Consider the following 23,343-nt stretch of genomic DNA (forward strand, 5'->3'; position numbering starts at 1 on the left):
GGCTGCCGGTCGTCTCCGGCAATCACGGCCTGTCCGCCTATGCCGGCAAGCCGGTGATCTTCGGCATCCGTCCCGAAGCCTTGACCGATCCCGACGGCGCCGACCGCAAGGCGCGCTCGCTGACCGAGGACGATTGCCTGATCGAGGTGGTCGAACCGGCCGGCTCCGACACCTTTGCCGTCACCAAGCTCGGCGGCAAATCCGTCGTCGCCCGCCTGCGCGCCGATGCCGGCATCGCCCCAGGCCAGAACACACGCCTCGCCTTCAATCTCGACAAGGCGGTGTTCTTCGATCCGGAAACACAGGCCAGGATTTCGTAAGTGGCGCGCCGCGCGTCTGATAACACGCGGCGCTCTATGCTCTCAGAAAATCGATTTCGATTTTGGGGCTATGCGTCAGGCGACGGCCGTTACGTTGAGGGTCACTGGCGCGAAGCGCTGGGAGACCGCTTCGACGGTAATTTCTCCCACGAGCCCCGTCGCTTCCAGCCAGAAGCCTGATGTGCCGCCCTGCAGCGGCACATTCGTCGGGCCGACGATCCTTGCGGGTCCATGCACCTTCAGCGAAATGCTGTCGTTCATGAAAGGCAGGCGCTGGCCGCACTGGTCGAGGGCGCGGATGATGACGCGGGTGCTGTCGCGTTCGCGAGTCTTCAGTGTGGAGCTGTCGGCGACCATTTCCAATGTCGTCGGCAAGGGATCGGCTGCCAGCTTCAGGCTGGCCACCGCTTCGCCGGCGATATAGCCGGTGAGAGTGCCGTCGATCCATTCCAGGCCCCAGGTGCCGAGCTCATCGGCGGTGAAGTGCCGGTGATCGAGCACAACAGGCGCATGCGGCAGATGCGGATAATTTTCGCGGTCCGGGCCGACGCGCTTGCTGAGCGCGCCATATTGCAGCTCCACCTCGTCACAATTGGTCAGGATGATCAGCGGCAGCACGCCGCCGATATTGCGCTCGCCGCGCGCCCAGAAGGTCGCCGGCTTCATGACGATCTCCTCGGAAGGATCGCACTGGCTGATATAGGCATAGGCCGCGAATTTCGGTTCGCGGAACATGTCCATGACGCCGTGATAGCAGATGCGGTCGCCGGAGCCGAAATCCTTGTGGGTGTTGTAATCGAACATGCACCAGCCGATGGCGCCTGAAATATCCGGATCGCCGTAGGCGGCGTTCAGCACTTCCAGGTGACGGCGCACATGCTCGGCCTGGCGCTGTTCCTGGTCATAGATCTTCGTCGGGTGCATGTGGCCGTTGAACTCGGTGATGAGGTACGGCACCTTGCGGGATAGGCCGGTGTTTTCCTGCTGACCGCGCAGGACTGTCCGCGGGCGGTTGGCGCCTGGCAGTTCCTCGTTGCCGAGGATGAAGTCGTTCATCGTGTAGACGTCTTCGAGCAGTTCGCTTTCGGTGATGTAGCGCACGCCCCCGGTCTGGCGGGTGCTGTCGAGCTCGCGGGCCAGCCGATTGGTCTCGACGTAGAAATCATGACTATCCTGCGACTCGTTGATGCGCACGCCCCAGATGATGATCGACGGATGATTCCAGTCCCGCTCGATCATGCGGCGGACGTTCTCGATCGATTCCTTCTGCCAGTCGGCATCGCCGATATGCTGCCAGCCGGGAATCTCCTCGAAGACCAGCAAGCCGATCGCATCGCAACGGTCGAGGAACCATTTTGACTGCGGGTAATGCGAGGTGCGGACGATATTGCACTTCAGCACGCTCTTCATGATGTCGGCGTCGCGCTCCTGGGCGGAGCGGCCGGCGGCATAGCCGACATAGGGGAAGGCCTGGTGGCGATTGAGGCCGCGCAGTTTCAGCGGCTTGCCGTTCAACAGGAAACCTTCCGTCGTGAATTCGGCGGTGCGGAAGCCGAACCGGGTGGAGAGGCGGTCGGAGCCGTGCTCGGTCCTGAGTTCGACGGTAACCTCATAGAGGGTCGGGTCGGTGATGTCCCAGAGCGTGATGCCGGTGAGGCCGCCGAAGGAAAGCGTCGTGCGGTCGCCGATCGTTTCGGTCGCTGCGGTGGCGATCACCGTCCCGTCGGCCTGTTTCAGCGCGGCGGTGACGGTCGCCGAGAAGCTGCGGCCCTCGGGGTTGGCGAGATCGACGCGGATGCTTGCCGACTTATAAGGGGCGAGAACGTCAGCCGTTTCGATCTTGAGATTACGGATCGAAACCGGGTCGGTGACCTTCAGCCAGACGTCGCGGTAGATGCCGGCATAGGTCAGATAATCGATGCGGCCGCCGAAGGGCGGGATCTCAGGGTTTTCGCTGCCGTCGATCTTGACGGTCACGAGGTTCTCGCCCTTGAGGAGCTTGCCGGTGAGGCGGGCCTCGAAGGGTGTATAGCCGTCCTTATGGGCGATGATCTCTTCGCCGTTCAGGTAAACGACGCTGTCGGCCATGGCCGCGTCGAAGACGAGGGAAACCTCGCGACCCTCGAATTCCGGCAGCCAACGCAGCACCTTCTGATAGGTAAAGGCGCGCTGATAGCTCTTCTCATCGAAATAGTTGAAGGGCAGTTCGACAGCGGTGTGGGGCAGGCTGACCGACTTGGCGGCATCGAAGCTTTCAAGCAGGCGCTGGCCGAAGCCCTCTTGGAAACTCCAGCCCTCGTTGAAGGAAACGACGGAACGCATCTCAGGCTCTCCCGGTTGTGGCATCAGGAGCCGTGCGGCACCCCTTGGTGCGTGAAAATCGGATCATCGGGTACTCCTCCTTGATGCAATGAGGTGCGAGCGCTCCAGCGCGCCGCATCAAATCTGATTCATGCGACGCGCTTTAGCTTTTTTCGTGCAGTTCGTCATCCGGAACCGCTGCCGCCCCTTACAGATGCGCGCCGTGCAACACCGTCCTGTTCGGCGATGGCGATATCGTCAGGCGTGTCTGTCGAGCGCACGGCGCGCTGTGCTTCCGAAGTTTACGGATATTGTGCGCCGTTCGTCTTGGTATAGATCGAATAGACGGAACGGGTCGCGGTGATGAAGAGCCGGTTCTTCTTCGGGCCGCCGAAGGTAAGATTGGACACTGTTTGCGGCACTTTGATCTTGCCGAGCAACGTGCCGTCGGGTGAGAAGCAATGCACACCATCACCCGCGCTCGTCCAGAGATTGCCGCTGACATCGAAACGAAAGCCGTCGGGATGGCCGGCATCGAGGCTGCAGAAATAACGGCTGTTGGCAAGCTTTCTGCCGTCGACGACATCGAAAACTCTGACATGGCAAGGCACTTCGTGTTTGCCCGAACCGGAATCGGCAATGTAGAGTTTCGTTTCATCGGGTGAGAAGGCAAGGCCGTTCGGCTGGATGAAATCCTCGACGACGGCGTCGATTGCGCCGCTTGCGGGGTCGATCCGGTAGACGTTGCGGGTGGGCTGCTCGGGCTCGGACTTATGGCCCTCATAGTCCGAGAGGATGCCGTAGGTCGGGTCAGTGAACCAGATCCCGCCGTCCGAATGGACGACAACGTCGTTCGGCGAGTTTAATCTCCTGCCCTCGTAGCTGTCGGCGAGAACGGTGATGCTACCGTCCGGTTCCGTGCGGGTGACGCGGCGGCCGCCATGTTCGCAGGAGACCAACCGGCCCTGCCGGTCGCGGGTATTGCCGTTGACATAGTTCGAGGGCGAGCGGAAGACGGAGACCGTTCCATCCGGCATCCAGCGCATCATGCGTTCGTTCGGAATATCGCTCCAGAGAAGGCAGTTCAGGTCGGAAAACCAGACCGGGCCCTCTGTCCAGCGGCAGCCGGAATAAAGCTCCTCGAGGGCGGCGGTGCCGACAACCAGAGCGGCGAAACGTTCGTCGCGGATCTCATAAAGCGGATTGTCAGCCACGCCAGTTCCTCTCTGAATGCAGTCGACCTTCTCCTAACGATAAATCCTGCCAGGTACCAGAGCCCGGCAACGGGAAATGTAAGCTCGGATTTCTCAGAGAGCGGTGACCGGATGCGGCGAGCCGTCGTAAGCCCCCCAGATCGATTGGTCGAAGCAGATGACGGAGCCGGTCATCAGGCCGGATTCCGCCGATGACAGGTAGGCGCAGGCGCGCGCCACCTCGTGCGGATCGACGAGCCGGCCGAAGGGCTGGTTCGCCGCCGCCTTCTCCAGCCAGTCGGCAGGTGCCTCGTGATATTCGCGCTGGATGCGATCCTCGCCTTCGGAGGCCATCCAGCCGATGTTCAGGCCGTTGACGCGGATGCGGTTGCGCAGCAGCGCATAGGCGGTGTTCTTCGTCAGGGTTTCCAGCGCCCCCTTGGAGGCGCAGTAGGCGGCGATGAACGGCTGGCCGGCTTTGGCCGACATTGAGCCGATGTTGACGATCGTTCCCTCGATCTTTTCGCGGCGCATGACCTTCACCGTTTCCTGCATTAGGAAAAACGGTGCGCGCACATTGATGGCGAACATGGCGTCGAAGAGTTCGGGGCTGGTGTCGAGGATCGTGCCTCGATCGGTAATGGCGGCGGCATTGACCAGGGCGTCGACACGACCAAAGGTCTGGTCGCAGACGTGCACGACGTGGCTCGCATCCTCGACTTTGGCGAGGTCAGCCTTGACGTAGACGACCTTCACGCCGGTCACAGCCGAAATCTCCGCCGCCTTCGCCTTGCCCTTGGCTTCGTTGCGGCCGCAGATGACGATGCCTTCCGCGCCGCGTTCGGCGAAGAGACGGGCGATGGTTGCGCCCAATCCTTGCGTGCCGCCGGTGACGATGGCGATCTTGCCGTCGAGGCGTCCGTGATCTTTGCTCATGTGGTTGCTCCCTTTTCATGTGCGAATGGCCCCCGCGCGTGCGGGAGGCTCGTATGTCGGTGCCGTGTGGCCCCCTCATGCGCCTGCCGGCACCTTCTCCCACTGGGGAGAAGAGACAGGTGGCGGCGCCTCGATTCTCCCTTCTCCCCTCGGCGAGAAGGTGCCCGTAGGGCGGATGAGGGGGTTCCGATTTCCAAAGTCAACTCAATTTCCTTTGCGCCTGTTCGGCAAGCGCTGCCTTAAAAGTCTCGTCGCTCCAGCCCTCCCTGAGCGCCTCGTGCATCAGCTGCGCCTGCGTTTTCGGCGCCAGTCCGCCGAGCGGCGGGTCGCGGTCGAGATTGGTGGGGAAGGAGTAACCTTCGGCGCAGGCGGCGACGGCGTTGGCGATTTCGTCGGGCGAGAGCCGGTCTTGCAACGCCTTTAGGGCGGGAAAGAGTCTGGCGCTCATTCTCTCTCGGTTGACGGTCTCCATGGCTCGTCCGAAGGCGGAGGAGACCTGCAGGAGGTTGGCGACACGCTTGATGTCGGCCGAGCGGTTGGTCCCGGCGGCGTGGAAGAGGGCGGGATTGAAGAAGACGACGTCGCCTTTTTCGAGCGGCAGTTGGACGTGGTTGGCCTCGAAATAATCACGGAACTCCTGGCGCTTCAGCGCCAGATAACCCGGCACATAGGTCTGGCTGTGCGGCAGGAAGAGTGTCGGACCGCTTTCGAGCGGCATCTCGCAATGGGCGACCGCACCCTGCAGCGTCAACACAGGCGAGAGACGGTGCACATGCGCCGGGAATTGCTCGACGACCGCAGACGACTGGAAGCCGAGATGATAGTCGCGATGGGCCGACTGCGCCGCACCGCCCGGATTGACGCGGTTGACCTGCGCCGTCATCTGGTAACTCGGTCCGAGCCAGGCTTCGCTTGCCAGCGCGATAATGGCGTTGCTGTAGTATTCGGCGAAATTTTCCGGATCGGCGAGGCAGTGTTTTTCCAGCGAATTCCAGATGCGGTCGTTGGCGCCGGGCTTGGCGAAGTGATCGCCGCCGCCCGTCGAGGTGCGGTGCTGTTCCTCGATGATGGCCTCGAAAATCGCGCTGGCGCGGTCGATGATGCCGGTGTTTTGGTATGCGTGTTTGAAAACGACGACACCCGGGCCTTCGCCGAAGGCTTCGCAGATTTCGGCCAGCACGAGGCGTTTGCCTTCGCCGGCTGCCGCCGCCGTTACCTTGCGGCTGTCATAGATCAGCACGTTCTTCTCGACTGCGGAAGCTGTCGGGTAATCGGCAAGGGCGGTCGTCTTTTGCGCAAGGCGGCGAAAATCGTCGAGGTCACAGGCGTCTTCGCTGAGCCAGACACGGTCGGCGCGCAGCTTCTGCGGATTGTCGATCTTCATATTGGGCTCCTCCCGGTTTCCAATGGCGGCACTATACGCCGGGCTGCAGGATGATATAGATCAGGAATCCATCAAAAAACCATCAGACGAATTTCCATGGCCCATCCCTTTCTCGTGAAGGACATCGCCTTCCAGGCGGGACTGAGCACTGCCACGGTCGACCGGGTGCTGAACGGCAGGCCGGGTGTGCGCCAGCAGACACAGTTGCGGGTTAACGCGGCGATCGCGGAGCTGGAGAAGCAGCAGACGGGGGCGACGAGCGGCGGGCGCATATTGGCGATCGATATCGTTATGGAGACGCCTCAGCGTTTCAGCGATGCGGTGCGCGCCGCCTTCGAGTCGGAGATGGCGACCTTCCTGCCTGGCGTCTTCCGCTGCCGCTTCCACTTCGCCGAAGTGATGAAGCCGGCCGAGCTGGCGCAGCTTCTCGATCGCATCCGGCTACGCGGCACTGATGGCATTGTGCTCAAGGCGCCTGATGTCGCCGAGGTCGCTGCCGCCGTCGCGCGGGCGGATGTGGCCGGCATTCCGGTGGTGACGCTGGTGACGGATTTGCCGAATTCGCTTCGCATCGCCTATGCGGGCGCCGACAACCGGGCGGCGGGAGAGACCGCCGCCTATCTGATCGGCGAATTCCTCGGCGGTGACGGCGGCAAAGTACTGGTGACACTGTCGAGCGGGCGGTTCCGCGGCGAGGAGGAGCGTGAAATCGGTTTTCGCCGCATCATCCGCAGCCGTTATCCGGATATCGGCATCACCGAAATCAGCGAAGGGCACGGCAGCGACAGGGCGACGGGAACACTTGCGGCGGCAGCGCTGGCGACCGATTCCGCCATCAATGCCGTCTATTCGATCGGCGGCGGCAACCGCGCGGTGCTGGCGGCCTTCGATGCCGCCCACCGTCCCGTCCGCGTCTTCGTCGCCCATGATCTCGATGCCGATAACCGCGCCCTGCTTGCCGCCGGGCGTATCGGCTTCGTGCTGCATCACGATCTCAGAACCGATGCCCGCTCGGCCTTCAGGGCGATCATGAGCCGGGCACAAGCCCCCGGGCTGGCCGTTCCCGCTTCGCTTTCTTCCATCGAAATTGTCACGCCCTATAATATGCCTGCGTGCGGTTGAACCAATTGACTTCCTTCCACGCTGAGTTCGGGCTACAGCTTGGGCGAAGCGAAGGTGAGCGGCATGGATTACAGCGACGTCAGCACGATTGCGGCCTGGGTTACGGAGCAGGGACTGAAGGGCGCTTCGGAAGCCGAGCTCATGACCGGTTTCTGCGCGGCCTGTCGGCATGCCGGCCTGCCGCTCGACCGCGGCATGGCGTTGATGGATACGCTGCATCCGGTGCATGAAGGCCGCGCCTTCCGCTGGGACAGCGTCGAGGAGATCGAAACCGAGTTCGAGTATGGCCCGACGGGCTCGGGCGAAGCGGCGGCGAGCTGGCAGCGCTCGGCCTTCTACCATCTTTGGTCGGGCAACGAGCGGGAGGTGCGCCGACGCATCGGGTTTGGCGATCCGGTCGATTTCACCATGCTCGACAAGATCGCCGAAGCTGGAAACACGGATTTCGTGGCAATGATGCATCGTTTCAGCGAAGCCGGCACGATCGGTGAGATGGATTGCTTCTTTTCGCATTTCGCAACCAAACATCCCGAGGGCTTTTCCGATCACGATCTCGCCATCCTGCGCAAGCTGGTGCCGGTCCTCGGACTGGCGATCAAGTGCATTGCGCTGGGGCGCATCGCCCGCACCATCGCGGAAGTCTATCTCGGCGAGGATGCGGCGCGGCAGGTAATGGAAGGCAAGATCAGCCGCGGTAAATCGGAACGGATCTCGGCCGCGCTGTGGTTTTCCGATCTGTTGAACTACACCAAGATTTCCGATCGCGTGCCGCCGGAGGAAATCATCCCGCTCCTCAACGATTACAGCGAGGTAGCCATCTCGGCGATCCATGAGGCCGGCGGCAATGTGCTGAAGCTGATTGGTGACGGTGTGCTCGCTATCTTCAAGGGAGAAGTGCCGGCCGAAACCTGCCGTGCGGCGCTCGGGGCCGAATCGCTGCTGCGGGAAAAGCTCGCCAAACTGAATGCCGCGCGCGCTGCCGACGGCCGGGCGACGACCGACGTCTATATCGGCCTGCATATCGGCGATGTCTTCTACGGTAATATCGGCAGCCAGGACCGGCTGGACTTCACCGTCATCGGCCCCGCCGTCAACGAGGTCAGCCGGATCGCCTCCATGTGTCGTTCGGTCGACCTCAACCTGCTGATCTCCTCCGATTTCGCCGCGGCCATACCGGCGGAAGAGCGCGCCGCGCTTGCCTGCGTCGGACGTTATGCGTTGCGTGGGGTGCAGCGTGCGCAGGAACTCTATACGCTCGACAGCGCCCGGCTGAATGGCTGAATTCCGCCAGACCTTCGAGGATTACCGCAACAGGCCCTGGCCGCCGTCGATCCAGATCGGCGTACCGGTGATGTGCCGGGCGCGGTCGGAGGCAAGGAAGAGGATGGTTTCGGCAACATCCTCGCTTTTGCCTGCCTTCCCGCCGGCAATCGGGATATCGCCCTGCGGCCAGATGACCGGAACCTCCGTCTCCTCGCGACGGCGGCTATCGGTATTGGCATTGATATTGGTCTCGATCTCGCCGGGGCAGACGGCATTGACGCGGATGCCGTGGCGGCCGAGCTCCAGGGCAAGCTGCTGGACCATGGCGACTTGGCCGGCCTTGGTTGCGCTGTAGGCGGTGGCGCCCGGCGTCGTGAAGGTGCGGGTGCCGTTGATCGATGAGACGACGACGATCGAACCGCCGCGGCGCTTCAGATGCGGAACCGTCAGGTGCAGGGTCAGATAGGTGCCGCGCAGATTGACGGCGATGGTCTTGTCCCATTCATCCGGTTTCAGATCGTCGATCGGCGCCCAAACTCCGTTGATCCCTGCATTGGCAATGACAATGTCGAGGCCGCCGAAGGTGTCCGTCAGTTTCTTCACCGCGGTTCGCATTTGCGCTTCGTCGCTGGTATCGGCCGTCAGAGCGATCGACTGACCGCCGGCGGCGTTGATTTCGGCGCAAGTCTTTTCGACCTCGTCGGCGGTGCGGCTCAGTGCTGCAACCCTTGCTCCCTCGGCAGCGAGCCTTAACGCGGCCGCTTTGCCGATACCGGAACCGGCACCCGTCACCAATGCGATCTTTCCCTCAAGCTCCATGGCTGCCTCCTTGAACGTCTGCCGATAGCCAATGTTCGGCGCGACCGTTGGTTCCGGAAGCAGCAGACGGCCGCACTATCTAAATAGGGTTTGCCGCAAGGCCCATCTCTCCGGCCCGTGGACGGCGGCGAAGAGCAGGCCGGCAAGAAAGGTGAAGTGATCGACGAAGAAACCGAATTCGGCCTGGTTCTGTTGCCAATGGGACGGTCCGTGGAAGGCGAAGGCAAGGAAAATCACGTAGATGCCTGCCAGCAGGCTCGCCTCGGTGAAAAAGGTCCCGGATATGAAGGCAAGGGCCAAAGCGATCTCGAACAAGGCTGCGACCCAGGTGAGGAAGGTCGCCATCGGGAAGCCGGCGGCGGCAATATAGCTCGCCGTGGCGCCGATATCGGCGAACTTGAAGCCGGCGGCCATGAAGAAGATGAAACTGAAGATGATGCGGGCGACGATGATTGCGATTGCGCTGGCCATGGGAACCTCCTCTTGAGCTTCCATTATGACGCAAGAGACGGCTTATATCCTACACTGCGAATGAAAAAGGGCCGCTTGCGCGACCCTTCGCTCTCTCACCACTCGGCAAAGCTGCCATCGGCATGCCGCCAGATCGGGTTGCGCCAGCGATGTCCCTCCTTGGCGCGCTCGATGACATAGGCCTCGTCGACCTCGACGCCGAGGCCCGGCCCCTGCGGGATCGAGACGAAACCGTCGGCATAGTGGAACACCTCCTTGTTGGAGATGTAGTCGAGGATGTCGTTGCCGGTGTTGTAATGGATACCGAGGCTCTGTTCCTGGATGAAGGCATTGTAGCTGACGGCATCGACCTGGAGGCAGGCAGCGAGCGCAATCGGGCCGAGCGGGCAATGCGGTGCGAGCGCCACATCATAGGCTTCGGCCATGGCCGCGATCTTGCGGCATTCGGTGATGCCGCCGGCGTGGGAAAGATCCGGCTGAATGATGTCGACATAGCCGTCCGAAAGGACCTGCTTGAAATCCCAGCGCGAAAAGAGCCGTTCGCCGAGCGCGATCGGTGTCGAGGTATGGTTGACGATATCGCGCAGCGCTTCCTTGTTTTCCGACAGCACCGGCTCCTCGATGAACATCAGCTTGTAGGGCTCGAGCTCCTTGGCGAGCACCTTGGCCATCGGCTTGTGAACGCGGCCATGGAAATCGACGCCGATGCCGATATGCGGACCGATCGCCTCGCGGATGGCGGCGATGGTCTCGACTGCCCTTTCCACCTTCTCGTTGGTGTCGACGATCTGCATTTCCTCGCAGCCGTTGAGCTTGATCGCCTTGAAGCCGCGGGCGACCACGTCTCTGGCATTGTTGGCGACGTCGGAAGGACGGTCGCCGCCGATCCAGGAATAGACTTTGATGCGATCGCGGAGCTGGCCGCCGAGCAGGGAATGGATCGGCTGACCGAGCGCCTTGCCCTTGATATCCCAGAGCGCCTGGTCGATGCCGGAGATCGCGCTCATATGGGCCGCGCCGCCGCGATAGAAGCCGCCGCGATACATCACCGTCCAGTGGTCCTCGATCAGGAAGGGGTTCTTGCCGATCAGGTAATCCGCAAGTTCGTGGACGGCGGCCTCGACGGTCAGCGCGCGGCCCTCGACGACAGGTTCGCCCCAGCCGACGATGCCTTCGTCGGTCTCGACCTTCAGGAACAGCCAGCGCGGCGGAACGATATAGGTGGTGAGTTTGGTGATCTTCATCTTAGGTCTTAATCTCTTCTCGGATTTGCGATGGGACAGCGCTTCCAGGGCTTTTCGTTATTGATCATTTCGTCCTGCCGATCGCCTTCTCTGCGGCGGCAAGGTCGCGTACCGCAAGATCGAGCATGCGATTAGCGCATTCCCTGGCGCCTGCCTTGTCGCGCATGCGCAAGGCCTCGACCAGCTCGCCGTGAACGAGCACCGCATCCTCCCGGTTTTCGACGGCGATGTTGGAGGCATGCAGCGCATATTTCAGGGCAGCATGAATGGCGCTGGACAAACGCCGGAACACCTGGTTGTGGCTGGCGGTCAGCAGCACCGTATGAAACATCACGTCGGCGTCGGTGAAGCTTTCCGGATCGCCTGCGCTGTCACGCATCTGCCGCCAGGCCTTATCGAGATCGGCGATCTCCTGGGCGCTGGCACGTTCGGCGGCATATCCGGCGGCTGCCGGTTCTATGGTGCGCCGGGCTTCGAGAATGCATCCCAAAAGGTCGAAGTCTTTGATGTAAGGCCCCATCCAGTCGAGCACCTCGGCGTCCAGTATGTTCCATTCATCCCGATCGCAAACGGTCGTTCCGACCCGCGGCTTGCCACGGACAAGGCCCTTGGATTCCAACACTTTCAGCGATTCGCGAATGACGGTGCGGCTGACTCCGTAGAGTTCGCAGAGGTCGTTCTCGCGAGGCAGCGGCGAGCCCGAGGGATAGCGCTCCGCGCAGATGTCCTGAGCGATGGCCGCCGTCACGTTGCGGCGTACGCGCGGGCGGCGTTCGCTGCCGGAGCTTTCCATTCGGCCTTGTTCCTCAGTCGATTCCAACTTCACCTCTCCGCGCTCTCTCCCAGGCAGCAACCGAACCTGATTAACCGAATTCCATCCAGTTTGCGACGGGTCGATCCGTCTCTCGCCACTATCCTATTATTCTAATCATCATACATTGGCAATTGACTGGTATGATGATTTAACATAATTCATTGGGCGCTGCCTGGGAGGCAGTTGCTCGATTTCAGAGTTTAGGGAGAGAGACATGCGCTTGTTCAAAGCAGCTATTCTGGCTGGCACGTTCGCCATTCTGACAGCCGGCTCGGCATTTTCCGCAGACGTCAAGATCGGTTTCATCGTCAAGCAGCCGGAAGAGCCCTGGTTCCAGGACGAATGGAAATTCGCCGACCAGGCCGCCAAGGAAAAAGGCTTCATCGTCGTCAAGATCGGCGCCGAAGATGGCGAGAAGGTCCAGTCGGCGATCGACAATCTCGGCGCGCAGGGCGCGCAGGGTTTCATCATCTGCACGCCCGACGTCAAACTCGGTCCCGGCATCGTCGCCAAGGCCGAAGCCAACCAGTTGAAGTTGATGACGGTCGACGACCGCCTCGTCAGTGCCGACGGCAAGCCGCTGGAAGACGTGCCGCACATGGGAATTTCGGCCACCAAGATCGGCGAGACCGTCGGACAGGCGATCGTCGACGAAATCAAGAAGCGCGGCTGGGACATGAAGAACGTCGGCGCGATCCGGGTTTCCTACGATCAGCTGCCGACCGCCGTCGATCGCGTCGAAGGTGCGATCTCGGTCCTGAAGTCTGCCGGGTTCCCGGCCGAGAACATCTATGATGCGCCGCAGGCGAAAACGGATACCGAGGCAGCACTCAACGCGGCGACCACCGTCCTCAACAAACATGCCGACGTGAAATACTGGGTGGCTTTCGGCCTCAACGACGAAGCCGTTCTCGGCGCCGTCCGCGCTTCGGAATCGGTCGGTATTCCGGCTACCAACGTGATCGGCGTCGGCATCGGCGGCGCGGAATCGGCGATCAATGAGTTCAAGAAGCCGGTCGCGACGGGCTTCTTCGGCACCGTCATCATCTCGCCGAAGCGTCACGGTTATGAAACGGCGCTCAACATGTACGACTGGATCGCCAACGACAAGGAGCCTGAAAAGCTGACGCTGACCTCCGGTTCGCTGGCGCTGCGCGGCGATTACGAGAAGGTCCGCAAGGATCTTGGCATCGAGTGATCGTGCTTCCAAAATGATCAACCTCCGGCGGCCGCTCCGCGTGCCGCTGGATCCTTGTCGGCGGAGCGGCGATGGCGTTTCTCGAATTCAAACATATCTCCAAAGGTTATCCCGGCGTGCAGGCGCTGTCGGACGTCTCCTTCGCGGTCGAGAAGGGCGCCGTCCACGGCGTGATGGGTGAGAACGGCGCGGGCAAATCGACGCTGATCCGCGTATTGTCGGGCGATCAGGCCGCCGATGCCGGCAACATTCTCATCGATGGCGAAGAACAGAATTATGCCTCGGTGCGCGACGCCTTCCACGCCGGCGTCATCGTCATCCATCAGGAACTGCAGCTCGTTCCGGAGCTGACGGTGGCCGAAAACCTCTGGCTTGGCCGCTTCCCCGGGAAGGGCGGAGTGATTAATGCCAAAACACTGATCGAGACAGTGCGATCGAAACTCGAAGAGATCGGCATCGATGTCGATCCGTCGGCCAAGGTCGCCTCGCTTTCGATAGGGGCGCGGCAGATGGTCGAGATCGCCAAGGCGGTGATGCTCGAGGCGCGGGTGATCGCGCTCGACGAGCCGACCTCCTCGCTTTCCTCGCGCGAAAGCGAAATTCTGTTTTCGCTCATCGACAAGCTGAAGGCGAAGGGAACGGTCATTCTCTACGTCTCGCACCGCCTCGACGAGATTTTTCGGCTTTGCGACAGCCTGACCGTGCTGCGCGACGGCAGGCTTGCCGCCCATCATCCTCAGATCGCCGAGACGACGCGCGAGCAGATCATTGCCGAAATGGTCGGGCGCGAGATCAGCAATGTCTGGGGATGGCATGAGCGCCCGCTCGGCGGCGTCAGGCTCGAGGTCAAGGGCCTGTCGGGGCCGCGGCTGCGTATGCCGATCAGTTTTTCCGTCCGCCAAGGCGAGATTCTCGGCTTCTTCGGCCTGATCGGCGCCGGCCGCAGCGAGATGGCGCGACTGCTTTACGGCGCCGACGACAGGCATCGGGGCGAGGTTACGATCGACGGCATTGCGGTTTCGCCGAGCAATCCGAAAGCGGCTATCAGCGCCGGCATGGTGCTCTGCCCGGAGGACCGCAAGTTTGACGGCATCGTCCAGGGCCGATCGATCGAAGAGAATATCGCGATCTCGTCGCGCCGGCATTTTTCGCCCTTCGGCATATTGAACCCGAAGAAGGAGGCGGCGCTGGCCGATCAGTTCATTGCCCGGCTGCGGGTGCGCACGCCGTCGCGCAAGCAGGACATCATCAATCTCTCCGGCGGCAACCAGCAGAAAGTCATCCTTGGCCGCTGGCTCTCCGAGCAGGGCATCAAGGTTCTCGTGATCGACGAGCCGACGCGCGGCATCGACGTCGGGGCGAAGTCGGAAATCTATGAAATCCTTTATGAGCTGGCGGCCGGCGGCATGGCGATCGTGGTGATCTCAAGCGAGCTGCCCGAGGTCATGGGCATCTCCGATCGCATCATGGTGATGTGTCAGGGCAGGGTGGCAGCCAATGTCGCCCGCCCGGATTTCGACGAGCGCAGCATCCTGACGGCGGCACTCCCCGACAAGAAGGCCGCGGGCATCATTTAAGACTGGGAACATGGACGATGACTTCGTTGAAAAAAATCCTTCTGGGCGAACAGGGGCTGGTGGTGATTTTCGCCGCCGCCTTCGTGATCGTCTCCCTCTTCGTTCCGAATTTCCTGACCGAGCGGAACATGCTGGGGCTGCTGCAATCGGTCGTCACGATCGGCATTGTCGCCTGCACAATGATGTTCTGCCTGGCGTCCCGCGATTTCGATCTTTCGGTCGGATCGATCGTCGCTTTCTCTGGTATGGCCGCGGTGATGGTCTCGAACACGACAGGCTCCATTCCCGTCGGGTTGCTGGCCGCCCTGCTCTGCGGCGCCGTCGTCGGTTTCGTCAATGGCATCGTCATCGCCCGGTTCCGCATCAACGCGCTGATCACGACGCTTGCGACCATGCAGATCGTGCGCGGCCTGGCGCTGATCGCTTCGGACGGCCGCGCGGTCGGCATCAACGATCCGGCTTTCTACCAGCTTGCGTTGTCGCGATTCCTCACAGTGCCGACGCCGATCTGGATCATGCTCATCCTTTTCGTCTTCTTCGGCTTCGTGCTCAACCGCACTGTTTTCGGCAAGAACACGCTGGCGATCGGCGGCAATCCCGAAGCCTCGCGGCTTGCCGGCGTCAATGTCGTCACCATGCGTGTCTGGATCTTTGCGCTGCAGGGTCTCGTCTGCGGCATTGCCGGCATCCTGCTTGCCTCGCGCATCACTTCCGGCCAGCCGAATGCGGCGACGGGACTCGAGCTCTCGGTGATTTCGGCCTGCGTCCTCGGCGGCGTTTCGCTGGCCGGCGGCCGGGCGGCAATGAGCGGTGTCATCGTCGGGGTGCTGATCATGGGCATTGCCGAAAACGTTATGAACCTGCTGAATATTCAGGCATTCTATCAGTATGTCGTGCGCGGGCTGATCCTGCTGATCGCCGTGCTGCTCGACAATTTGAGATCTTCGGCTGCGGGGCGACGCGGATGAGCCATGAGCGGGCAGGGGACGAAATCGAACTGAGGCACGGCGACCTCGCCGTTCGGGTCAGCCGCCGGGGTGCTGCCGTCACCGCCGCGACCTATCGGGAGACGCCCTTTCTCGTCGCGGCCGGCGGGCCGGATGGTGTTATGGCGAATTTTGCGATGGTGCCGTTCGGCAATCGTGTGGAAGGCAATGCCATGTCCTTTGCCGGACGTGCCTATACCTTCCAGCCGAATACTTCCGATCCGCTCTATCGGCACGGCGACGGCTGGCTCGGCTTCTGGCAGCTGGAAGAGGCCAGCGTGGAGCATGCGAAGTTCTCCTTTTCCCGCATCGCCGACAAGGTTTCACCTTATGCCTATCTGACCCGGCAGGAGATCCGTGTCGCCGGCAATAGCCTGGTGCTGACGCTTTCCGTAGAAAACCGGGGCGAAACGCTTCCCTTCGGACTGGGTCAACATCCCTTCTTCGCCCGGACCCCAAAGACGAGGCTGACGATTGCGGCCGATCGCTATTGGAATGAGCGCCCCGACCATCTTCCCGATGTGCCCGGCCCTGTGCCTGACGATTTCGATTTCAGGTCCGGCAAGCTGTTGCCGCAGAAATGGATGAACAATGCCTTCGAAGGCTGGAACAGGCGGGCGGCAATCGCCTGGCCGGAGCTAGGAATTCAGGCGGCGCTGAAAGCCGAGGGCGCGCTTGACCGCTTCATGCTCTATATGCCGACCGACCGGAACGACTTCTTCTGTCTCGAGCCGATGAGCCACCTTCCGAACGGCCATCACCTGCCCGAATTCGGCGGGCTAGCGCCGCTTGCGCCGGGTGAGGTCCTTGTCGGCAAGGTGACGATCGATCTGTCGGCGCTGCCGCTTCCATCGGAGGGGAGATAGATGAGCGATCGCCTGCAGGGCAAAAATATTCTGATCACCGGCGCTGCGCAGGGTATCGGCCTTGCGATCGCCAGGGCTTTCCTCAGGGAGAATGCTGCGGTCTATCTCGTCGATCGCGATGGAGCGCTGCTGGCGCAGGCAGCGGCAGAGCTCGCAAGCACCGGCGGCCAGGTTGGTTATCTGCCGGCCGACATAACCGATGCCGGAACGATCACCAGGGCGGTTGCTCATGCGAACGACGAGATCGGCCCATTGAATGCGCTCGTCAACAATGCCGGGGTCAATGTCTTTGCCGAGCCGCTCCATACGACCGACGAGGAGTGGAGCCGCTGCTTCGATATCAATCTGAAGGGAGCATGGAATTGCTGCAAGGCGGTGCTGCCCGGGTTTATCGAGCGCGGCGGCGGCGTCATCCTCAACATTGCCTCCACGCACGCCTTCACGATCATTCCGCACACCTTTCCCTATCCGCTGGCCAAACATGCGCTGCTCGGCATGACGAAATCCCTCGGGCTGGAGTACGCGTCCCGCAATATCCGGGTCAACGCTCTGGCGCCGGGCTATGTCTCGACGCAGAAAGTGATCGACTATTGGGACAGCTTCCCCGATCCGGAGGCCGCCAAGGCCGAGACGATGAAGCTGCATCCCGGCGGGCGGATCGCAACGCCGGAAGAGATCGCCATGGCGGCGGTGTTCATGATCTCCGACGAATGCCCGTTCATGAACGCCACCTGCCTGACGATCGACGGCGGTCTCGGCGTGCAGCAGCATCCCGCCTGAAAGGGCTTTCTATTCCGCCGATTTTTACGAGCCTGTCGTCTTCTCAGGATAGAGCGTTATATTGTCTCGCGGGGAGCCTATCCAATCTCCCTCAGGCATGGAGCGGCGCCCTGCCGCTTCCTCAAAACCATCGAAACAGGAGGACGGCATGCAGATCAATCGTACGGCTTCGGCTCATTGGAGCGGCGGCCTCAAGGACGGCAAGGGCCTGATCTCGACCCAGAGCGGCGCCCTGACAGACTATCCCTACGGCTTTGCCAGCCGCTTCGAAGGCATTCCCGGCACCAACCCGGAAGAGCTGATCGGTGCTGCCCATGCCGGCTGCTTCACCATGGCGCTGTCGCTCATCCTCGGCGAAGCCGGTTTCACCGCCGAGCATATGGAAACCTCGGCCAAGGTGACGCTCGAAAGCGTCGAGGGTGGCTTCGCCGTCACTGCCATCCATCTCTCACTTTCCGGCCGCATCCCCGGTGCCGATGAGGCGACCTTCACCGAACTCGCCAACAAGGCGAAGGCCGGCTGCCCGATTTCCAAGGCGCTCGCCGCGGTTCCGATCACGCTCGACGTCAAGCTCGCCTGATTTTTCTGCTGTCGCCGACGAAGTGCCGCGCGTCTGACGTCGCGGCACTTTCAATTGTGGCCGACGCTCATCGTCACATCGTTTCGAATTCATCACGCTCAGCCACTGGCGCTACGCCGCACCATTGACAAATAACGCCTGATATTTTACGAATGACGAAATTCGAAAATCGTCAGTCGTAACTCGAGGCACCAAAACTCATGAACGACATCGCGGAAAATACGCTCGACGTCACGCGGCAAGAGAATGTCACGCGCATTCTCGACGCGGCCGAGCGGCTGTTCCGTCACTACGGCTACAGCAAGACGACGGTGGCCGACATCGCCCGCGATCTCGGCATGTCTCCCGCCAATATCTATCGTTTCTTCGCCTCCAAGGTGGAAATCCATCAGGCGCTTTGTGGGCGCATGCTCGCGACCTGCTATCAGCTTGCTTATGACATCCGCCACCAGCCGCTCAGCGCCAGCGAGCGGCTGCGCCTCTATGTCGAGACTCAGTATCAATGGACGATGGATACGATGCTCGACGAGATGAAGGTGCATGAGATGATCGTGGTCGCGATCGAGCGCGACTGGCATGTCATCGAAAAACATATCGATCGCGTTCATGATCTCATCGCCGAAATCATCGCCGAAGGCATCGCCGCCGGCGAATTCGCCGAGCAGGACCCGGTCGTCGCCTCGCGCTGTTTCGGCGCGGCGACGATCAATCTCTGTCATCCGCAGATGGTGGCGCAATGTCTTGCCAAAACCAACCGCGCAAGCGTCGACGAACTGATCGACTACGTCATCAGGGCGCTCAAGAAATAACCGACGGCAGCCGTCGTCGGTCCCCCGAAACATTCCAGGAGTGCGGAAGATGTTTTCGCTCAAGACCCTCAGCAATCGCATGCCGTCCGTTGCCAGCCTCGCGCTCGTCGGCGCCATCGGCATCGGCCTTTCCGCCTGCTCGGAGGAAAAAGCTGAGGTCAAGGAAGTCATCCGGCCGGTGAAGGTCGTCGAGATCGCCAAGGCCGATGATACTCGCAAGCTCGATTATTCAGGGTCGGTCAAGGCGCGCACGGAGATGAACCTCGGCTTCCGGGTGGCGGGCAAGATCACCGAGCGTCTCGTCGATATTGGTGATCGGGTGACGCCCGGCGACGTTCTCGCCCGCGTCGACGCCACCGACTATCAGCTCGCGGTCAAGACGGCGGAGGCCAATCTCGCAGCCGCGGAAAGGGGCGTCGAAACCGCCGATCTCGCCAACAAGCGCGCCGAGCAGCTGTTCGACAAGAGCGTCGCGCCGAAGTCGCAGCTCGAACAGGCCGCGCTTAGCCATGACCAGGCGATCTCGCAGCGCGACGCAGCGCTCTCGGCGCTGGACCAGGCGAAGAACCAGGTGAGCTATACCGAGCTCAAGGCCGGGCAGAATGGCATCGTGACATCGATCAATGCCGATATCGGCCAGGTCGTCGGCTCCGGCAGCCCCGTCGTCACCGTTGCCGTCGACGGCGAGAAGGAAGTGCAGATCGCGGTTCCGGAAAACGACATTGCTGAATTCAAGCCCGGCAAGACGGTCAAGGCCAGTTTCTGGGCGGACGACAGGCTGGTGCTCGACGGCAAGGTGCGGGAGGTTTCCGGCAGCGCCGACCAGCAGTCGCGCACCTTTGCGGTTCGCGTGAGCCTGCCCAACGATCCTCGCGTGTTGCTCGGCATGACCGCGACGATCGAAGCCGATGTCAACAACGATAACAGCTATGTCTCGATCCCGCTCACCGCGCTGGCCGAGAAGGACGGCAAGCAAATGGTCTGGACGGTCGACCGCGATACGGCGATGGTACATGGCCGCGATATCAAGGTCGCCGATTTCACCGGCGACGGCGTGCATGTGACCGAGGGCCTCGATAGCGGCGATCTCGTCGTTGCCGCCGGCACCCAGTTCATGAGTGAGAACCTGAAGGTGAAGGTGCCGGAGCAGCAATCGGCCTCGGCCGATACCGACCAAGCCGTGCGTTGATCGCGTCGCAAAAGGAAACATGACAATGGACGCCAACACCGAAAAGCGGCCCTTCAATCTATCGCGCTGGGCGATCGGACATCCGAGCATCGCGCGCTTCCTCTTCGGACTGATTATCATCACCGGCGTGCTCGGCCTGATGCGCATGGGCCAGCGCGAAGATCCGGAATTCACCTTCCGCGTCATGGTCGTCCAGGCGATCTGGCCCGGCGCTTCCATTCAGGAAATGGAAGACCAGGTCGTCAACAAGATCGAGCGCAAGCTGCAGGAGACGCCGCATATCGACTGGGTCAAGTCCTATACGCGGGCGGGCAGCGCCATCATCACCCTGCAGGTCAAGGGCGACACGAATTCGAAGGACGTGGCGGATGCCTTCTACCAGGTGCGCAAGAAAGTCGGTGACATCTCCAGCGAACTGCCGCAGGGGCTGCTCGGTCCCTATTTCAACGATGAATTCGGCGATACTTTCATCACGCTGCATTCGATCAGCGGTGAGGGTTATTCCTATCCGGAACTGAAGAAATTCGCGATCCAGGCGCGCGACATGCTGCTGACGACACCGGGCGTCGAGAAGGCCGTCATCATCGGCGACCAGCCTGAGAAGATCTATATCGACGTCTCGTCCAAGGCGCTTGCCGAGCGCGGCCTGACGATCCTCGACCTGCAGAACGCCATCAAGGGCCAGAACAATGTCGATCCGGCAGGCTCGGTCGATACCGGCCTGCGCTCGGTGCGCATTTCGGTCGAAGGCGACATGAAGAAGGTGGCCGATATCCGCGATCTCAGCCTTCGCGCCGGCGGCCAGGTGACCCGCCTCGGCGATATCGCCACCGTCAGTTCCGGGCTCGAGGACCCCTATCAGCGCAAGTACCGTTTCAACGGCCATGACAGCGTTCAGGTCGGCGTTGTCATGGCCAAAGGCTTCAACGTCACCGACGTCGGCAAGGGCGTCGAGGCAACCTATCAGCGCTTCGAAGAAGCCCTGCCTTACGGTGTTGCGGTCGACCAGATCGCCAACCAGCCCGACGTCGTGACGGACGCGATCAGCGAATTTATGCATGCACTCGGCGAAGCTCTTGTCATCGTGCTTGTAGTCTCGTTCCTGTCGATCGGCTGGCGCTCTGGCCTCGTCATTGCCATCGCCATTCCGCTCGTGCTCGCCGCCACTTTCGCGCTGATGTACGAACTCGGCATCGACCTGCAGCGCATCTCGCTCGGCGCGCTGATCATTGCGCTCGGCCTGCTGGTCGACGATGCGATGATTGTCGTCGAAATGATGGAGCGAAAGCTGGAGGAGGGGCTGGTCAAGATCGAGGCGGCAAGCTTTGCCTATTCCTCGACCGCCTTCCCGATGCTGACTGGCACACTCATCACCACGGCCGGTTTCATTCCCGTCGGTTTCGCCGCATCGACCGCGGGCGAATATGTGCGCTCGCTGTTCTACGTCGTCGGCATCGCACTTGTTACCTCGTGGTTCGTCGCGGTCTATTTCACGCCGTGGCTCGGCTACATGATCCTCAAGCAGCGCCATCATGCCGGCGAGCATCACGATGCTTTCGACACCCGCTTTTACCGCCGGCTGCGCGGTACGGTCGGCTGGGCGGTTCGCCATCGCGTCATCGTCCTGCTGTTGACGCTCGGGACCTTCGTTACCAGCCTCTGGGCCTTCCAGTTCATTCCTCAAAATTTCTTCCCGCAGTCGTCGCGGCCTGAGATTCTCGTCGATCTGTGGCTGCCCGAGGGCACCAGCATCAAAGAGGTCGAGGTGCAGGCAAAGGCGCTCGAAGCGAAGATGATGGATGATCCCGACAAGCGGTTCATCGCCACCTATATCGGCGAAGGCGCACCGCGCTTCTTCCTGCCGCTCGATCAGCAGCTGCGCAATCCGAATTTCGCCCAGCTGCTCGTCATGGCCAAGGACGAACCGGCGCGCGAACGCTTGATCGTCAAGCTGCGCACCATTCTTGCCGAAGACTTCCCATCGATCCGCGGCAAGGTCGACCGCCTGTTCCTCGGTCCGCCCACTGGCTGGCCGGTGCAGATGCGCATCATGGGACCTGACCGCCAGGAGGTGCGAGCGATCGCCGATCAGGTGAAGGCGCGGTTTACGGCCAACCCGATGCTCGGAGCCATTCACGACGACTGGCTGGAGCCGGTGCCGGCGATGAAGCTGGTGATCGACCAGGATCGCGCCCGGGCGCTTGGTGTGACCTCGCAGCGCGTGCGTCAGATGCTGCAGACCGCCATGTCCGGGGCGCCGCTCGACGATTTCCGTGACGGCGAGGAGACGGTCTCGATCGTCGTCCGCGAGCCGGACGCCAGCCGCTCGCTGCTGTCGGCGGTGAATTCCGTCTATGTCCCGACCGATTTCGGCGGCTTCGTGCCAGTCTCGCAGGTCGCCAAGGTCGTGCCCGTGATGGAGCAGGGCATCGAATGGCGGCGCGACCGGCTGCCGACCATCACCGTGCGCGCGACGCTGCCCGACGGCGTGCAGCCGAACGACGTCGTGATGAAGATGTATGCCGACATGAAGGATCTGCGCGACAGTCTGCCGGCCGGCTATAATGTCGAGATCCAGGGCGGCGCCGAGGATGCGGCGGAAAGCCAGATGTCGATCGCCGCCAAGGCGCCGATCATGCTCGCCGTCATCATCGTGCTGCTGATGGTGCAGCTGCAGCATCTCGGCAAGGCGATGCTGGTGCTCGCCACCGGGCCGCTCGGCATCATCGGGGCCGCGGGCGCCCTGCTGATCAGCGGCGCGCCTTTCGGCTTCGTGGCGATCCTCGGCGTCATCGCGCTGCTCGGCATCATCATGCGCAATTCGATCATCCTGGTCGACCAGATCGACCAGGACATCAAGGCCGGCATGCACCGGCAGGAAGCGATCGTCGGTGCGGCCGTTCGGCGTTTCCGGCCGATCATGCTGACGGCGCTGACCGCCGTGCTGGCGCTGATCCCGATCTCGCGCGGTGTCTTCTGGGGTCCGCTCGCCTACGCGATGATGGGCGGCATCCTGGTTGCGACAGTGCTCACCATTCTGGTTCTACCCGCCGGTTACGCCCTTTTCTTCGGCCGCGAGCCGAAGACGAAGGACGAGCCAGGCCGGGATGCCGACGCCATCCAGGAAGAGGCGGATGACAGAGATCCGCCGGCGTTGGCAGCCGAGTGAGGACGGCGCGGCGAAAGCCGCGCCGTCAGGCTGCTGACAAACCCCGTCATTTTTTGGCGGGGTTTTGTTTTGTATTGATATTGGTGGCTTGAACGACTTGCGATGGCGGGCTTTCGGAGGCGTCATCGCCTCATGCGCGTTGGTTTTGGTGCCGTTGTGAGGGCCATCGCGATCTTCTTGATGTTCTGCGCTGCGGCTGCCAGCAGGCACTGGCATGCGACGCGGATTTGACTTCGGAAGCGGGCATAGCGATGTCCGTGAAGCTGTTTGGCATCCGCGAAGGAGCGTTCGACCGTCTCCTTTCGCCGCTTGTAGATTGCTT

Annotated in this window: 21 protein-coding genes; 12 read left to right on the forward strand and 9 right to left on the reverse strand. The window is 61.8% G+C overall.

What is annotated here, in order from left to right; translation table 11 throughout:
- On the forward strand, positions 1–320 hold a 320-nt coding region (locus tag B5E41_RS29520), incomplete at its 5' end, for a TOBE domain-containing protein (protein WP_141098829.1).
- 75 nt (positions 321–395) lie between these two features.
- On the opposite strand, the gene B5E41_RS29525 is transcribed toward B5E41_RS29520, so the two are convergent.
- From B5E41_RS29525 to B5E41_RS29540, 4 genes are all read right to left on the reverse strand, one after another.
- Entirely contained in the window at positions 396–2,642 is a 2,247-nt protein-coding gene (locus tag B5E41_RS29525; RefSeq protein WP_088397151.1) for a glycoside hydrolase family 2 protein, read from the reverse strand.
- Positions 2,643–2,923: 281 nt separating this feature from the next.
- The gene (locus tag B5E41_RS29530; protein WP_088397152.1) at positions 2,924–3,835 is read right to left on the reverse strand and encodes an SMP-30/gluconolactonase/LRE family protein; all 912 of its coding nucleotides are present in this window, start codon (positions 3,833–3,835) and stop codon (positions 2,924–2,926) included.
- Between the two features lie 93 nt (positions 3,836–3,928).
- Complete coding sequence (locus tag B5E41_RS29535; protein WP_088397153.1) at positions 3,929–4,750, reverse strand: SDR family oxidoreductase; 822 nt, start codon at positions 4,748–4,750, stop codon at positions 3,929–3,931.
- 199 nt (positions 4,751–4,949) lie between these two features.
- Positions 4,950–6,134, reverse strand: a complete 1,185-nt coding sequence (locus tag B5E41_RS29540) for a phytanoyl-CoA dioxygenase family protein (RefSeq protein ID WP_088397154.1) — start codon at positions 6,132–6,134, stop codon at positions 4,950–4,952.
- 96 nt (positions 6,135–6,230) lie between these two features.
- Between B5E41_RS29540 and B5E41_RS29545 the strand changes: the two genes are divergently transcribed.
- Positions 6,231–7,256 carry a LacI family DNA-binding transcriptional regulator gene (locus tag B5E41_RS29545; protein ID WP_088397155.1) on the forward strand — a complete coding sequence of 342 codons (1,026 nt, stop codon included), beginning with the start codon at positions 6,231–6,233 and terminating at the stop codon, positions 7,254–7,256.
- Between the two features lie 63 nt (positions 7,257–7,319).
- Positions 7,320–8,537, forward strand: coding sequence for an adenylate/guanylate cyclase domain-containing protein (locus tag B5E41_RS29550; protein WP_088397156.1), 1,218 nt, complete (start codon positions 7,320–7,322; stop codon positions 8,535–8,537).
- Between the two features lie 21 nt (positions 8,538–8,558).
- Here B5E41_RS29550 and B5E41_RS29555 read toward each other — a convergent pair whose 3' ends face one another.
- The 4 genes from B5E41_RS29555 to B5E41_RS29570 all read right to left on the reverse strand — a co-directional run bounded on the left by B5E41_RS29555 (position 8,559) and on the right by B5E41_RS29570 (position 11,846).
- On the reverse strand, positions 8,559–9,338 hold the full coding sequence (locus tag B5E41_RS29555; protein ID WP_088397157.1) for an SDR family oxidoreductase: 780 nt from the start codon (positions 9,336–9,338) through the stop codon (positions 8,559–8,561).
- A 75-nt stretch (positions 9,339–9,413) separates the two neighbouring features.
- Positions 9,414–9,809: a DoxX family protein gene (locus B5E41_RS29560; protein ID WP_088397158.1), complete on the reverse strand. Its 396-nt coding sequence runs from the start codon at positions 9,807–9,809 to the stop codon at positions 9,414–9,416.
- A 95-nt stretch (positions 9,810–9,904) separates the two neighbouring features.
- A complete protein-coding gene (gene dgoD, locus B5E41_RS29565; RefSeq protein WP_088397159.1) occupies positions 9,905–11,053 on the reverse strand; it encodes a galactonate dehydratase in 1,149 nt (382 codons plus the stop codon).
- 64 nt (positions 11,054–11,117) lie between these two features.
- Positions 11,118–11,846 carry a FadR/GntR family transcriptional regulator gene (locus B5E41_RS29570; RefSeq protein ID WP_088397160.1) on the reverse strand — a complete coding sequence of 243 codons (729 nt, stop codon included), beginning with the start codon at positions 11,844–11,846 and terminating at the stop codon, positions 11,118–11,120.
- Positions 11,847–12,081: 235 nt separating this feature from the next.
- Here B5E41_RS29570 and B5E41_RS29575 point away from each other — a divergent pair, with 235 nt between their 5' ends.
- The 9 genes from B5E41_RS29575 to B5E41_RS29615 all read left to right on the forward strand — a co-directional run bounded on the left by B5E41_RS29575 (position 12,082) and on the right by B5E41_RS29615 (position 23,021).
- The gene (locus B5E41_RS29575; RefSeq protein WP_088397161.1) at positions 12,082–13,065 is read left to right on the forward strand and encodes an arabinose ABC transporter substrate-binding protein; all 984 of its coding nucleotides are present in this window, start codon (positions 12,082–12,084) and stop codon (positions 13,063–13,065) included.
- 71 nt (positions 13,066–13,136) lie between these two features.
- Positions 13,137–14,642, forward strand: coding sequence for an L-arabinose ABC transporter ATP-binding protein AraG (gene araG / locus B5E41_RS29580; RefSeq protein ID WP_088397162.1), 1,506 nt, complete (start codon positions 13,137–13,139; stop codon positions 14,640–14,642).
- A gap of 17 nt (positions 14,643–14,659) precedes the next feature.
- The gene (araH, locus tag B5E41_RS29585; protein WP_088397163.1) at positions 14,660–15,610 is read left to right on the forward strand and encodes an L-arabinose ABC transporter permease AraH; all 951 of its coding nucleotides are present in this window, start codon (positions 14,660–14,662) and stop codon (positions 15,608–15,610) included.
- The gene (locus tag B5E41_RS29590) at positions 15,607–16,494 is read left to right on the forward strand and encodes an aldose 1-epimerase (RefSeq protein ID WP_088397164.1); all 888 of its coding nucleotides are present in this window, start codon (positions 15,607–15,609) and stop codon (positions 16,492–16,494) included. Before araH ends, B5E41_RS29590 begins: the two co-directional genes overlap by 4 nt.
- Entirely contained in the window at positions 16,495–17,274 is a 780-nt protein-coding gene (locus B5E41_RS29595; protein WP_088397165.1) for an SDR family oxidoreductase, read from the forward strand.
- Positions 17,275–17,422: 148 nt separating this feature from the next.
- A complete protein-coding gene (locus tag B5E41_RS29600; RefSeq protein ID WP_011426902.1) occupies positions 17,423–17,854 on the forward strand; it encodes an OsmC family protein in 432 nt (143 codons plus the stop codon).
- 200 nt (positions 17,855–18,054) lie between these two features.
- Complete coding sequence (locus tag B5E41_RS29605) at positions 18,055–18,663, forward strand: TetR/AcrR family transcriptional regulator (protein ID WP_085860528.1); 609 nt, start codon at positions 18,055–18,057, stop codon at positions 18,661–18,663.
- A gap of 49 nt (positions 18,664–18,712) precedes the next feature.
- The gene (locus B5E41_RS29610) at positions 18,713–19,852 is read left to right on the forward strand and encodes an efflux RND transporter periplasmic adaptor subunit (RefSeq protein ID WP_088397166.1); all 1,140 of its coding nucleotides are present in this window, start codon (positions 18,713–18,715) and stop codon (positions 19,850–19,852) included.
- 25 nt (positions 19,853–19,877) lie between these two features.
- Positions 19,878–23,021 (forward strand): efflux RND transporter permease subunit, encoded by a 3,144-nt coding sequence (locus tag B5E41_RS29615; protein ID WP_088397167.1) that lies wholly within the window; start codon positions 19,878–19,880, stop codon positions 23,019–23,021.
- A 122-nt stretch (positions 23,022–23,143) separates the two neighbouring features.
- Here the strand turns inward: B5E41_RS29615 and B5E41_RS29620 are convergent.
- Positions 23,144–23,343 (reverse strand): transposase (locus B5E41_RS29620; RefSeq protein WP_176439458.1); only part of this gene is annotated, 200 nt, incomplete at its 5' end.

Source organism: Rhizobium esperanzae, assembly GCF_002204185.1.
GTDB classification, from domain to species: domain Bacteria; phylum Pseudomonadota; class Alphaproteobacteria; order Rhizobiales; family Rhizobiaceae; genus Rhizobium; species Rhizobium esperanzae.